Genomic DNA, 12770 nt, shown 5'->3' with positions numbered 1-12770 from the left:
TCCATTAAGCAACAATTATGGGGCGATGCATTGTGGTCGCCTAGCTATTTTGCAGGGTCTTGTGGTGGTGCTCCAATCGAGATTATCCGCCAGTATATTGAACAGCAGAATACACCACATTAAACAACTTTCTGTGCGTAAGCATGGTTACGGAGTTGCCTTATATCCACCGCCTGAAGTCGGTGGTTTTACAGCAACAGAGGATAAATTTATTTGTTAAACAGATAAGTCCATTTAAATAAATTAAGCATTTATCAATTTCCCTGCAACAATGCCCGAATACCTGCCAAATAGTCATCTGCAGTTTTTTGCGGTTGGTTACTTTGTGCCACTTTTTTCAAATGCGGTGCATCCAAATGTTCACTCGGTAATTCATCCAAAAAACGGCTTGGCGACGTGGTTCGCATCTCGCCCCCAGCACGGCGTTGACTGGCGTGGAGCAAGGTCAATTCTTGTTTAGCACGTGTGATACCGACATACATCAAACGGCGTTCTTCTTCTATACTATCCGCCAAAACCGAATTTTTATGCGGTAATAAATCTTCTTCCAAGCCCATAATATACACATAGTTAAATTCTAAACCTTTAGCTGCGTGCAACGTCATCAGATTAACCTTGTTCGTATTTTCTTCTTCCTGTTGTTGCTCTAACATATCTAATAAGACTAACTTACGAATGACAGCATCTATCGTCTTATTGTCATCATCTTCAGCACGGTTTATCAGGTTTTGAATGCTAGCGTAAAGCATTTCTATATTATCAAGGCGAATTTTTTCTTGTTGTGGCGTTTTGGCTTCTTGTTTTACCAAATCAATATACCCTGTTTCTAATATCATCTGTTTTACAAGCGGTACAGGATCGTCATTTTGATACAATTCTTGGGTATAATGTTCAATAAAACTGGCAAATTCGTTCAACTCACTCACCGCTTTTTTTGGCAAGGCGTGAGCTAACCCACCATGGTTACTTGCGGTTAATAGCGAAATTTGGTGTTCTTGGGCAAATAATCCTAATTTTTCCAAACTTGCAGGTCCTAGCCCACGTTTTGGCGTATTGATAATGCGTAAAAAAGCACTGTCATCTTCAGGATTTAAAATCAAGCGTAAATAGCTCATGATATCTTTGATTTCACTGCGAGCAAAGAAAGAAGTACCACCAGATAGCTTGTAAGGCACTTGCAACTGACGCAGTTGAGCCTCTAGCATACGGGCTTGAAAATTACTGCGATACAGCACGGCATAATCTTGCCATTCGTTGCCATGACGTAATTTGTGCGTAACGATTTCTTTGGCAACCCGTTCGGCTTCATCATCATCATTACGACATTTAATAATGCGTATCATTTCGCCATGACCTTTATCCGACCACAATTTTTTTTCAAACAAATGTTCATTATTGGTAATAACAGCATTGGCAGCGTGCAAAATCCGACTGGTTGAACGGTAATTTTGTTCCAGTTTTATTACCTTTAAACGGGGAAAATCTTGTTGTAACAATGCCATATTTTCAGGTTTTGCCCCACGCCACGCATAAATAGACTGGTCATCATCGCCCACCACGGTAAAACGAGGCTGCACACCGCCGACCAACAATTTAATCATTTCATATTGGGCGGTATTGGTATCCTGATACTCATCCACCAGCAGGTAACGAATGCGGTTTTGCCATTTGTCACGCACTTGGGTATTTTCTTGTAAAATTTTAGTCGGTAACACAATCAAATCATCAAAATCCACCGCATTATACGCCCGCAAATTACGTTCGTACAACTGATACAAAGTAACAAATAGCATATCTTCAGGGTCTTCAAGGGTTTCGGCTGCCTGCTCTGGCGAAATTAAATCATTTTTCCAATCCGAAATCATCTTAATGGCTTTGCCAACCAACTCTTTGCTTTCTGCCCCGCTCATGTTGTCACGTACCATCAAATCCATCAACAAACGTTTGCTATCTTCGCTATCCATGATAGAAAAATTGCCTTTTAACGGTGTATGTAACAATTCATAACGTAAAAATTGCAAGCCAAATTGGTGAAAAGTGGAAACGGTCAAACCTTTGGTTTTTTCACTCGGTAACAATTTTTGCACACGAGCCTTCATTTCACGGGCAGCTTTATTGGTAAAGGTAACGGCGGTAATGCGTTCGGCTGGCATTTGGCATTGTTCAATCAAATACGCAATTTTCTGGGTAATCACTGAAGTTTTGCCCGAGCCTGCCCCTGCCAAAACCAATAAGGGTCCTGATATGTCTTTCATCGCATCTGTTTGTTGCGGATTTAATTGGCTCATGCTTACTCCGATTGTGATTTTTTTCTAACTAATTTATTAAATATTTTAACATAAAAATACATTTTTTGGACGCCTATTATAAGCCCAAAAATAAAAATCGCAATGTAAAAATTTTGGCTACTTATTTATAAAAAATTGTCAAAAAAATAAACGCCAATCAAGGCGTTTACGTTTGTTTGAAAAAATTAAAATATTTTTGACATCTTAAAGCAAAATTAGGGTTATTTTGCACCTTTTTGGATTTCATTTAACACGCTATCCGACTGACTAACCGTGCCTGTTGGCTCGGACAATTCCCCCACCAATTTAAAGCAAATTGCCAAAAACAACATCAACCCCACCGCTAATAGTCCGTTTTTAACTGGATTTGACGGCGATTGGGACTTTTCTGTGCAATTTGCATGATTGTCTATTGTCATGGCAATCTTCCTTTTAGTGATAAATTTAATTAATTTTTTCTTAACTCATCATTTAATTTATCATTGTGCATGAGTCATACATTTGGTCGCATAAGGCACCGCATCAAGACGTTTTTCTTCAATTTCTTCACCGCAATCAATACAAATACCATAACTATCATTTTCTAACCGCATTAATGCACTGTTTACTAAACCTAAATTATGCTCCGCTTCTACTAACAGATTTTTTCGCATATCATTCTCGGTTGCTGATACGGCTTGGTCATCCCAGTGCTGATTTAGCTCATCTTGTGGGTGATGAATATGATCAGTGATTTTTTGAATGCGAGTTTCATATTCGGCTTTTAACGCTAATAAATCGGCGGTATGTTTGGCTAAGTCGCTCATGATTTTCTCCATGAATATAAAAAAATGATAAAAATAGGTCAAATTTAACAACAAATTTTACAGAATTGTAACGCTTATTATTCAGCAAAAATCCACAAAACACAATCATTATTTCTAAAGTTTTGTAATTTTTTTTATCCATTAACATTTGCCTTGCTAAAAGCATGTCGGTTTATCACAATTATGCTACAATACTTACTTTATAAACCTTTTACCTTGATTATCTTGCCTAAAAAGGAAAAAATCATGCAGTTTTTACGTTTACAAGACCTTGATTTAACTAACAAAACCGTACTCATTCGTGAAGATTTAAACGTACCCATCAAAAATGGTAACATTGAAAGTGATGCTCGTTTAAAAGCAAGTTTACCAACCATTGAACTTGCTTTAAAAAAAGGGGCAAAAGTCATTATTTGTTCCCACTTAGGGCGTCCTGACCCTGAAAATCCTGAAGAAAAATATTCGCTAGCACCGATTGCAACTTATTTAAGCGAAAAACTTGGGCAAGATGTCAAATTTGTTAAAGATTATTTGCAAAATGGCGTGGATTTTGGTGATAGCAATATCGTTTTGTTAGAAAACGTACGTTTTAACAAAGGCGAAAAGAAAAATGACGAAGCTCTAAGCCAAGCCTATGCAAAGCTGTGCGATGTGTTCGTGATGGACGCATTTGGCACGGCTCACCGAGCGGAAAGCTCAACTGCAGGGGTGATTGACAAAGCCGAGGTTGCCTGTGCAGGACTACTGTTAGCAGGCGAATTGGACGCACTTGGCAAAGCGTTAAACAACCCTGAAAAACCGATGTTGGCGATTGTCGGTGGCTCAAAAGTTTCTACCAAATTGGACGTGTTAACCACGCTCGCCAAACTGTGCGACCAAATCGTGGTTGGCGGTGGTATTGCCAATACCTTTTTGGTGGCAAAGGGCGTGAATGTCGGTGCATCATTATATGAAGCGGATTTGGTAGAAACTGCCAAAAAAATCATGACACAAACCGATATTTTATTGCCGACTGAAGTGGTGGTTGCCAAAAAATCGCAAATTGATTTTGACGACTTTTTAGGTTCGCTTGAAAAAGCAGATGCAACCATTAAATCAGTCAATGAAATCAATGATGACGAAATGATTTTGGATATCGCCAAAAACAGTGCCGACAAAATTGCCGAAGTGATTTTAAAAGCCAAAACCATTCTATGGAATGGACCTGTTGGCGTGTTTGAAGTAGATAAATTTGGCACAGGCACACAAATCATCAGCACTGCTGTTGCCGATAGTGACGGCTTTAGCATTGCAGGCGGTGGCGATACCTTATCAGCGATTGATAAATACAATGTTGCCGACAAAGTTAGCTACACATCAACAGGTGGCGGGGCATTTTTAGAATTTGTAGAAGGCAAAGCCTTGCCTGCGGTTGTTGCATTGCAACAAAAATTTAACAAAAGATAAATTATTGATTTAACGCAATTTTTGTAAATCTTATCGTTTAGTCAATCTTGATGAATTGTAAATTTGAGTTAATATTTGTTGTCACAAGTTTAACGTGAATTGTCAAAGTCATGTTTTTTGGTTAGAATATAGCGAACTAACACTGTTTGGTTCGCCAAAATTGTGTTTTATTGATTTGGTGATTGATTGTTCACCCATTTTTATCTAGGAACGACTATGTTAAAACGTAATCTATTATTAACTTCTGCGTTGGTTGCTACTTTGTCAATCACCGCTTGTAGCCAACAAACTCAAGACGCAGCCAAAGAAACTGCCCAAAGTGCAGGGCAAGACGTGGCATCAGCGGTTACCAATGCCCCTGAAAATGTACAAAACACCGCCGAAGCAATGGGTGGCGTAGTTGCATCAGCCGCTGACGCAACGGCATCAGCGGTAGGAAACACCGCAACAGCAACCGCAAGTGCTGTCGGTGCAGGTGCTCAAGCGGTCGCTAACGGTGCAGAAAAAGCCACAGTCGCAACGGCTAATGCAGTCGCTGACGGTGCAAATGCCGTTGCAAGCGGTGCAGAAGCGGTTGCCAATGACGTACCAGAATCACAAAAATACTAATATTTTTAATTTAAAAAATATCCTACCAAAACCCCAAAAATTTTAGTATTTTTGGGGTTTTCTTTTGGCAAGTTTTTGCAAAATAATTGGCGTTTAATTTAGACAAATTTTCTGTTATAATTTTAACCATCATCAAAATTATTTTACCCGATTTTAACCAACTTTTTTATTCAATAAGCGAGATTAACATGGCTCTCATTTCCCTACGCCAATTATTAGACCACGCCGCCGAACACAGCTACGGCGTGCCAGCCTTTAACGTCAACAACCTAGAACAAATGCGTGCCATCATGATGGCTGCTGAAGAAACTGACTCACCTGTTATCGTACAGGCATCGGCGGGAGCAAGAAAATATGCAGGAGCACCGTTTTTGCGTCATTTGATTTTGGCAGCGGTGGAAGAGTTTCCACACATTCCTGTGGTTATGCACCAAGACCACGGCACAAGCCCTGCCGTTTGCCAACGTTCCATTCAGCTTGGCTTTAGCTCGGTCATGATGGACGGCTCTTTAAAAGAAGATGGCAAAACCCCTGCGGACTATGATTATAATGTCGCTGTTACCCGTGAAGTGGTGAAATTTTCGCACGCTTGCGGTGTGTCTGTGGAAGGTGAAATTGGCGTGTTAGGTAGCCTAGAGACAGGCATGGCAGGCGAAGAAGACGGCGTCGGTGCAGAAGGCGTGCTTGACCATTCACAATTATTGACATCGGTAGACGAAGCTCGTCAATTTGTGGCGGACACCAACGTGGACGCATTGGCGATTGCGGTAGGTACAAGCCACGGTGCATACAAATTCACTCGACCACCGACAGGTGATATTTTGGCGGTGGAACGTATCCGTGAAATTCACGAAGCCTTACCAAATACCCATCTTGTCATGCACGGCTCAAGCTCTGTGCCACAAGAATGGCTAAAAATCATCAACGACCACGGCGGTCAAATTGGCGAAACGTATGGTGTGCCTGTTGAACAATTGGTTGAAGCGATTAAGCATGGCGTGCGTAAAATCAATATTGACACCGACTTACGTTTGGCAAGTACAGGAGCGGTTCGCCGTTTTATGGTGGAACACCCAGCCGAATTTGACCCACGCAAATATCTAAACGAAACCATTAAAGCCATGAAAGACGTGTGCGTAGAGCGTTACACCGCCTTTAGTACAGCAGGTAACGCGAGCAAAATCCGTCCTGTGTCATTGGAAAAAATGGTTGATTATTATAAATAATTGATAGAAATCAATCGCTTAAAAAATTGGTTGGATAAATAAATTCAACCAATTTTTATTTTTGATAGGTACAAAAATGATAGCAAAAATCCACGGCAATGTTGAACATTTACACGCACCCACCGCCATTATCATGACGGCAAGCGGTGTCGGCTACGAGATTGAAATGCCACTGAACACCTTTTGCCAATTACAACTCAACCAGCCGATTAGCCTGTGGACCCAGCTTATCGTGCGAGAAGACGCCCATTTATTATTCGGTTTTTTGACATATCACGAGCGAGAATTATTCCGCCAACTGCTCAAAATTAACGGCGTGGGGGCAAAAATGGCATTGGCTATTTTATCCACGCTAAGCCTTGACGAACTCAAGCACTATGTGGCACAAGGCGATGAAACCGCTTTGACCCGTATCCCCGGTGTTGGCAAAAAAACAGCTCAACGTTTATTAGTAGAGTTAGTTGATAAAATCAAACATTTGGGCAATGGTGAGCCAATCGCTACCACTGTATTGAACGTTGACAGCGACAACCACAGCGCATCAGCGAGCCAAGAAATGCACATTATTGCCGAAGTGGAAGCAGGTCTGATGGCATTAGGGTATAAAGAAAAAGAAGCCCAACAAGCCATTAAAATTGCCAAAACCAACCTAAATGACGAATTAACCACACAACATTTATTAAAGTTGGCATTAAAAAGTTTGGCTTAACGAGCAAAAACCATACGAAAATTATGGCAAAAAACTACCCAAAAATTGCCAATTATTTTTTGCGAAACGATGAAAACAGCCCGTCATGCTCAATTTTGGGCATTTTCATCGTAACCGTGTCCGATAGCATATCATGCACCGCAATGCCTTGCTTATTAACCCAAGCAAACCAATAATTAAACAAAAACCCTATAAACGCACTAAACAATACCGCTTGGCGACTGCCATGCAGCAGCGAGCCTAAACCCGCACACAACGCAGGCAACAGACACGCTGATAAAATCCGTTTTACCACTTGCCCCCAACTAAGTAGCGAACCATCACGGTTTAGGGTTTTTAACCGCCACGTTTGCATCCCCAACGTTTGTCCAGATTTACGTAAAAATACCCCATAAAACCCAATCAAGGTTAACACAAAAGACGGCGTTAACACAAAATTTTGGTACCATGCGGGTAATTCGGTAGCTTGTTGCGAAGTTGTACCGACAGGGAGTAGCAGATGCGTACCTAACACCACGAGTAACATAGACACAAAAAACAACAATGCCAAAATCAACATCCCGTCGTATAACATGGCGAGCAATCGCAACGTGGGTTTGGCGATGATAGGCTGTTTATCGGCGATTTTTGGGGAATAAGCGGTTGGTTGTGGGTTGGCAGTTGGTTGACGTAAGTTGGGGGTTTTTGTTGATTTCATAACAATGGGTTAAATTTATGATTAAAGGCATAATTTTACCTTAAAAAATAAAAAAACCAACTGTTTTTTGACGAATTTATCCAGATTTATCTGGATTAAAAGATTTTAGGCATAAAAAAATCGCCCTATGGCGATTGATTTTTCAGTTTATTGGCGCGCCCGGAGAGATTCGAACTCCCGACCCTCAAGTTCGTAGCCTGATGCTCTATCCAACTGAGCTACGGGCGCTTAAACTAAAAGCTTGAAACAAATATATTAACTTGTTTAAAGTGGTGCGTATTATAAATCTAACTTTTAATCTTGTCAAGCATTTTTTTAATTTTTTCAAATTATTTTTTGCTAAACGGTTGATTAATACATCAATTCAAAATCACACAATAAAATGGCGGTGACGGAGGGATTCGAACCCTCGATACAGTTTCCCGTATGCAGCCTTAGCAGGGCTGTGGTTTCAGCCACTCACCCACGTCACCGAATTTTATTAACAACATTTTGTGTTGTTGTGGGACGGCATTATAGCAAACTTTGCTAAGATTGCAAGTGTTTTTTGTCGTTTTTGCAAAAATTTCTGATTTTTTTGGTAAAAAGCTGATTTTTTTGGTAAAAAGCTGATTTTTTTGGTAAAAAGCTGATTTTTTTGGTAAAATCTTGTTGATTTTAGCCAAAACGAATGGATAAGCAAAGATGATGCGTGCGACTGTGTTATGTTTTTCAGGGCTTGACCCGTCAGGTGGTGCAGGTCTACAAGCAGATATTGAGGCGATTGGGCAAGCTCATGCCCATGCAAGCGTGGCTTGTACCACCGTAACCGTACAAAACTCCCAACAAGTTTTTAGTTTTGAGGCGTGCTCGGCGGAGTTGGTCAAGGCTCAAGCCGTTACGGTTTTGCAGGACTTGCCTGTTAAGGCGATTAAATCAGGAATGCTTGGCACAACGGATAATATTGTGATGTTGGCGGAATTATTCGCATCAGGGCAAATTGCTCAGGCGATGCCCTATGTATTAGACCCTGTGTTGGTAGCGAATAGCGGTGGTTCGCTCGGTGATAAAGCGACATTGGTCAGTACCTTTAGTCAGTTATTGCCATTTGCTAGTGTGGTTACGCCAAATAGCCATGAATTACGAGATTTGACAGGGATTGATAATTTGCATGATGGAGCAAAAGATTTGTGTCAACGTGGGGCAAAGGCGGTGTTGGTAAAAACATCGCACGATAACGACCGCCAAGGCATTGAGCAGTTTTTATATCAGCGATACCATAATGGCGTTCAATTGACTTATCAAGCGGTTTTACCTCGTTTGACAGGTGAATTTCACGGCTCTGGTTGTAGTTTGGCAAGTTTTATTGCAGGGCGTTTGGCGGTAGGCAATGATTTGGTAACGGCGGTACAGTTGGCAGATATTTGGATTAATCAAGTGCTAAGCGTTGCCGATAGACCACATCCTGACAACAAAAATGCTCAGCTAATTCCCAAGCGTTTTTATTATCAAAATAGGGCGTGTTGAACCTTTATAACACTAATTACAATTTAGTCATTATTTAGAAATAAGATGCGTGTTTTGCCTTAAAAATGACTAAATCTTGTTTTTCGTGATTTTAATTGCAAATATAAAAGTTCAGCACGCCTTAAGGCGATTTTACAGGTTAATTAAATAAACGCCAAAAGTTTTGACAATAACCTCCAATAAAATAATTAGGAAAAACCCAACCATTGGGGCTAAATCAAACATACCCGTTACTGGTAATAATTTGCGAAATGGACTGATTAACGGCTCACTTAGATTGGCTAATAATAATAAGGCTGGGTGAACTTTATCGCTAAAAATCACAATCCAACTAATCACAAATGATGCAATGATAAGGTTTTGGCATAACCGCAAAAAATCCACCACCAACGTTACGCTTGCCACAAAAAATAGCATGAACGGTGAATAATAACGGTGCAAATGGTCAATCATCGCCATGTTATAATCGGTGCTGTGAAATAGCCCAATATTTTGACTATCAAGTTGCATTAAATCTAGCACGCCCCACACAAAAATTAGCCTTAACAAAAACAACAACGCCACCGCCGATAAACTCACTCGCCCACCACCAAGGGTCGGAAAAATACGAGAAAATACATCCACTACTTTGGTAAGTTGATAAATGCTCTTGGCGTATGGGTCACTACGTTCCACCCCTGCAAACTGAAGCATAAAGCGAAAAAATAGCAGTAACATCACCGATCCGACAACAATATCAAAAATCCCTGCAACCAAATGTGTCATCACGCCAATCCTTTTCCAAGTTCAATGGAACGTGCAACACAGGCTTGCATGGCTTGCTCAATGATATTGCCCAATTTTTGTTCATCAAACACACAAATCGCTGAATGGGTCGTGCCATTAGGCGAAGTCACTTTTTGGCGTAAAAGGCTTGGTTCATCATCGCTTTGGCGTGCCATCATGGACGAGCCGAGAGCGGTTTGGATAGCGAGTTGTTTCGCTTGCTCATAGCTTAAGCCCAATTTTTCGCCTGTGCTGATTATTTGTTCAAACACATAAAAAAAGTACGCAGGGGCAGAGCCTGATACTGCCGTTACTGCGTGTAATAATGCTTCATCTCCCACCCACAAAACTAGCCCTGATGCGGACAACAGAGCAGTAACAAGCGACTTATCCGTTTCAGATACATTGGCAAATACCCCTGTCGCTCCTTGCTGTATCATCGCAGGAGTATTTGGCATCGCTCTTACCAAGCGTACGTTGTCGCCCAATAATACTTGCAAACATTGTAACGGCACACCTGCCAAAATAGAAATTACCAGCTGCTGTGCAAACGCTTGACGAATGGGGGTTAACACTTCAACAACGACTTGCGGTTTGATTGCCAAAATCACTACATCGCTATCGCTAATCTTGGCAGTCACGGCAGTCAACTCATTGGCATCCACCGCCGTAATGCCCTGTTTGGCAAAATGTTCACGTTTTTGGCTGTCAGGCTCAATCACCGCCAACAAATCCGAGAGAAAACCCTTTGCCAATAAGCCTGTAATCAAGGCTTCTGCCATATTTCCGCCACCGATAAAGGTAATTTTTTGGCAAAGGTGTGAAAGTGGTAAAGATTGGGCGTTTTGGGCAACAGTATCAAGCATAGCGTTCTTTTAAATTATCCATGTTAAAATGATTTGGGGTAACGTGATTTACGTTAAAAAACGCTAGTTTAGCATAAAACCGCCGAATGCACAAAATCCATGCAAAAAACTGCTCTCATAAAAATCCCATGAGAAAGACACAAAAAAACGGATAATTACTTATCCGTTTTTATTCAATTAAATAATTTTGCTTGTTTGTTAATTAATTTTTTTCAAAGTATTTGGTTAATACTTCTAAACAACGTACCACTTTGGCAGGTTGTTGTTCACGACGTGGCGTTACGGCATATAGCATATAGCTGGCTAATTGGTAAGTTGGCAATACTTCCACCAATTCCCCGTTTGCCAATTCTTTTTGCACATCTAGCGACATGATACGAGCGATGCCTTGACCTTCTTTTGCCAATGCGGTGGCTAGTTGTACATTGTTGGTTTCAATGCGGGTTGGTACTTTGACACGCACTTTTTTGCCATTTTCAACGCTAATTAAGTCCAATACCGCAGGGTCTTTCACCAAAGTGATACCAATCATTTGCAAGTTTGCCAAATCTTTTGGGTCAGTGATTTTGTCGTGTTGACGTAGGTAATGTGGCGATGCAACCAACATCGGACGCACTTCGGTCAATGGATAAACCGATACGCTAGTATCATTGGTATTTGGCGACATACGCACCGCAATATCAATACGTTCTTCAATCATATCCACATATTGGTTATCCGCTTCAAAATGGATATTTAGGTCATCATGGGCTGACATCCAGGTTGACAATGCAGGTAGAATGTGGTTTACGCCCAATTCTGGGGTGGTCGCGATACGCAAGTTACCTGCCAATTCATCACGCAATTGATGAACACGGATGCGACCTTGTTCAGCGGCTTCTACCACGTCTTTGGCACTTTCGTAAAAAGAAGCACCTGCTTCAGTCAAGCTCAATTTACGAGTAGAACGGTGCAATAACACCACGCCCATGTCTTGCTCTAGTGAGCGAATTTGTTGGCTAACTGCACTCGTTGTAATGCCTAATTCTTTGGCAGCACCGCTAAATGAACCGTGACGGACGACGCTAGCAAAAACTGCCATGCCTCTTAGATTATCTAACATATAATCACCTAACTCTATGTTGTTTAAAAGAAGTTGTTATTATATATCATTTTTTTCATCTTTTAAATAATCTAAACAACTTTTTTGCCAATTTTTTTATCAATTTTACTCAATAAATGATTTAATAAAGCTAATTTTAGAATAAGTAGCGGTTATTTAACAGATTTTTTTGGCAAAATAATTTTAGTCAATTTTAATCAGATATAATTTCTACATAATTAAGTAAGTTTTATTGAACCAATTTTGGCGTTTTGTTGTAAGAGTATCTGCATAATGGGCTGTTTTTCTAGCTGTTCGGTGGCGACTTGGATGGCTAGGGCATCACGCTGTGCTTGTCGCACTTGGGGCGATTGGATACTGATATCCGCCAGTTGGGTTTCATCGTTGTTTAGGCTGATTTGGATGCCGTTAAATTGGTGTTGCAACACGCCACACATTCGCCCAAAACTTTGCCCTGTACTCAAAATATTTTTGTTGGCGATAAACACCGATTGCCCATGTATCTCACCTGTCATCATGCCTTCACGAGCCAACACAAGTTCGTCATTGTCTAGCCAGCCATGCGTGCGGGCTTCACTTACCCAAAAATCCCATTTTTCAGGTGTCCAGTTACCGTCAAAATGTTGCGGTTTTGGCTTCAGCAAAGTTTTTGGGGCAAGATTTTCAAGATTTTCAAGATTTTCAAGATTTTCAAGATTTTCAAGATTTTCAAGATTTTCAAGATTTTCAAGATTTTCAAGATTTTCAAGA

General features: G+C 40.8%; 13 protein-coding genes, 2 tRNA genes and 1 pseudogene. 6 read left to right on the top strand and 10 right to left on the bottom strand.

Annotated features, from left to right (window positions below):
- Positions 1-123, top strand: a 123-nt coding sequence (locus tag A3G3_RS14300) for a transposase (RefSeq protein ID WP_019519975.1), incomplete at its 5' end; no start/stop codon positions are given.
- A 131-nt stretch (positions 124-254) separates the two neighbouring features.
- Here the strand turns inward: A3G3_RS14300 and A3G3_RS0107790 are convergent.
- From A3G3_RS0107790 to A3G3_RS0107780, 3 genes are all read right to left on the bottom strand, one after another.
- Positions 255-2288 carry a UvrD-helicase domain-containing protein gene (locus tag A3G3_RS0107790; RefSeq protein ID WP_019519974.1) on the bottom strand — a complete coding sequence of 678 codons (2034 nt, stop codon included), beginning with the start codon at positions 2286-2288 and terminating at the stop codon, positions 255-257.
- A 221-nt stretch (positions 2289-2509) separates the two neighbouring features.
- A complete protein-coding gene (locus tag A3G3_RS0107785; protein ID WP_019519973.1) occupies positions 2510-2707 on the bottom strand; it encodes a hypothetical protein in 198 nt (65 codons plus the stop codon).
- A 60-nt stretch (positions 2708-2767) separates the two neighbouring features.
- Positions 2768-3094 carry a TraR/DksA family transcriptional regulator gene (locus A3G3_RS0107780; RefSeq protein WP_019519972.1) on the bottom strand — a complete coding sequence of 109 codons (327 nt, stop codon included), beginning with the start codon at positions 3092-3094 and terminating at the stop codon, positions 2768-2770.
- A 246-nt stretch (positions 3095-3340) separates the two neighbouring features.
- Between A3G3_RS0107780 and A3G3_RS0107775 the strand changes: the two genes are divergently transcribed.
- From A3G3_RS0107775 to ruvA, 4 genes are all read left to right on the top strand, one after another.
- Positions 3341-4540, top strand: coding sequence for a phosphoglycerate kinase (locus A3G3_RS0107775; RefSeq protein WP_019519971.1), 1200 nt, complete (start codon positions 3341-3343; stop codon positions 4538-4540).
- 216 nt (positions 4541-4756) lie between these two features.
- On the top strand, positions 4757-5149 hold the full coding sequence (locus A3G3_RS0107770) for a hypothetical protein (RefSeq protein ID WP_019519970.1): 393 nt from the start codon (positions 4757-4759) through the stop codon (positions 5147-5149).
- Positions 5150-5337: 188 nt separating this feature from the next.
- Complete coding sequence (fba, locus tag A3G3_RS0107765; protein ID WP_026212925.1) at positions 5338-6375, top strand: class II fructose-bisphosphate aldolase; 1038 nt, start codon at positions 5338-5340, stop codon at positions 6373-6375.
- Between the two features lie 76 nt (positions 6376-6451).
- Positions 6452-7084 carry a Holliday junction branch migration protein RuvA gene (ruvA, locus tag A3G3_RS0107760; protein WP_019519968.1) on the top strand — a complete coding sequence of 211 codons (633 nt, stop codon included), beginning with the start codon at positions 6452-6454 and terminating at the stop codon, positions 7082-7084.
- Between the two features lie 52 nt (positions 7085-7136).
- Here ruvA and A3G3_RS0107755 read toward each other — a convergent pair whose 3' ends face one another.
- The 3 genes from A3G3_RS0107755 to A3G3_RS0107745 all read right to left on the bottom strand — a co-directional run bounded on the left by A3G3_RS0107755 (position 7137) and on the right by A3G3_RS0107745 (position 8254).
- On the bottom strand, positions 7137-7781 hold the full coding sequence (locus A3G3_RS0107755) for an RDD family protein (protein WP_019519967.1): 645 nt from the start codon (positions 7779-7781) through the stop codon (positions 7137-7139).
- A gap of 151 nt (positions 7782-7932) precedes the next feature.
- Positions 7933-8009 (bottom strand) — tRNA-Arg (locus tag A3G3_RS0107750).
- Between the two features lie 155 nt (positions 8010-8164).
- A tRNA-Ser gene (locus tag A3G3_RS0107745) sits at positions 8165-8254 on the bottom strand.
- Positions 8255-8468: 214 nt separating this feature from the next.
- Here A3G3_RS0107745 and A3G3_RS0107735 point away from each other — a divergent pair.
- Positions 8469-9287 carry a hydroxymethylpyrimidine/phosphomethylpyrimidine kinase gene (locus A3G3_RS0107735; protein WP_019519966.1) on the top strand — a complete coding sequence of 273 codons (819 nt, stop codon included), beginning with the start codon at positions 8469-8471 and terminating at the stop codon, positions 9285-9287.
- Positions 9288-9419: 132 nt separating this feature from the next.
- Here the strand turns inward: A3G3_RS0107735 and A3G3_RS0107730 are convergent, their stop codons facing one another.
- From A3G3_RS0107730 to A3G3_RS14630, 4 genes and pseudogenes are all read right to left on the bottom strand, one after another.
- Positions 9420-10052 carry a YggT family protein gene (locus tag A3G3_RS0107730; RefSeq protein ID WP_019519965.1) on the bottom strand — a complete coding sequence of 211 codons (633 nt, stop codon included), beginning with the start codon at positions 10050-10052 and terminating at the stop codon, positions 9420-9422.
- On the bottom strand, positions 10052-10918 hold the full coding sequence (proC, locus tag A3G3_RS0107725) for a pyrroline-5-carboxylate reductase (RefSeq protein ID WP_019519964.1): 867 nt from the start codon (positions 10916-10918) through the stop codon (positions 10052-10054). Before proC ends, A3G3_RS0107730 begins: the two co-directional genes overlap by 1 nt.
- Positions 10919-11120: 202 nt before the next feature.
- Positions 11121-12020 carry a LysR family transcriptional regulator gene (locus A3G3_RS0107720; protein WP_019519963.1) on the bottom strand — a complete coding sequence of 300 codons (900 nt, stop codon included), beginning with the start codon at positions 12018-12020 and terminating at the stop codon, positions 11121-11123.
- 218 nt (positions 12021-12238) lie between these two features.
- Positions 12239-12770 (bottom strand): annotated as a pseudogene (locus A3G3_RS14630) (DNA polymerase III subunit gamma/tau); the annotation flags it as partial.

The sequence above is a fragment of the Moraxella boevrei DSM 14165 genome (assembly GCF_000379845.1).
Lineage (GTDB): Bacteria > Pseudomonadota > Gammaproteobacteria > Pseudomonadales > Moraxellaceae > Faucicola > Faucicola boevrei.
The sequence above is the reverse complement of the archived record's forward strand: the minus strand, read 5'-3'. Positions and strand labels throughout refer to the sequence as shown.

Coding starts and splice junctions, on each gene's coding strand:
- A3G3_RS0107790 (WP_019519974.1), bottom strand. CDS start 2,288: ATGAGCCAATTAAATCCGCAACAAACAGATGCGATGAAAGACATATCA.
- A3G3_RS0107785 (WP_019519973.1), bottom strand. CDS start 2,707: ATGACAATAGACAATCATGCAAATTGCACAGAAAAGTCCCAATCGCCG.
- A3G3_RS0107780 (WP_019519972.1), bottom strand. CDS start 3,094: ATGAGCGACTTAGCCAAACATACCGCCGATTTATTAGCGTTAAAAGCC.
- A3G3_RS0107775 (WP_019519971.1), top strand. CDS start 3,341: ATGCAGTTTTTACGTTTACAAGACCTTGATTTAACTAACAAAACCGTA.
- A3G3_RS0107770 (WP_019519970.1), top strand. CDS start 4,757: ATGTTAAAACGTAATCTATTATTAACTTCTGCGTTGGTTGCTACTTTG.
- fba (WP_026212925.1), top strand. CDS start 5,338: ATGGCTCTCATTTCCCTACGCCAATTATTAGACCACGCCGCCGAACAC.
- ruvA (WP_019519968.1), top strand. CDS start 6,452: ATGATAGCAAAAATCCACGGCAATGTTGAACATTTACACGCACCCACC.
- A3G3_RS0107755 (WP_019519967.1), bottom strand. CDS start 7,781: ATGAAATCAACAAAAACCCCCAACTTACGTCAACCAACTGCCAACCCA.
- A3G3_RS0107735 (WP_019519966.1), top strand. CDS start 8,469: ATGCGTGCGACTGTGTTATGTTTTTCAGGGCTTGACCCGTCAGGTGGT.
- A3G3_RS0107730 (WP_019519965.1), bottom strand. CDS start 10,052: ATGACACATTTGGTTGCAGGGATTTTTGATATTGTTGTCGGATCGGTG.
- proC (WP_019519964.1), bottom strand. CDS start 10,918: ATGCTTGATACTGTTGCCCAAAACGCCCAATCTTTACCACTTTCACAC.
- A3G3_RS0107720 (WP_019519963.1), bottom strand. CDS start 12,020: ATGTTAGATAATCTAAGAGGCATGGCAGTTTTTGCTAGCGTCGTCCGT.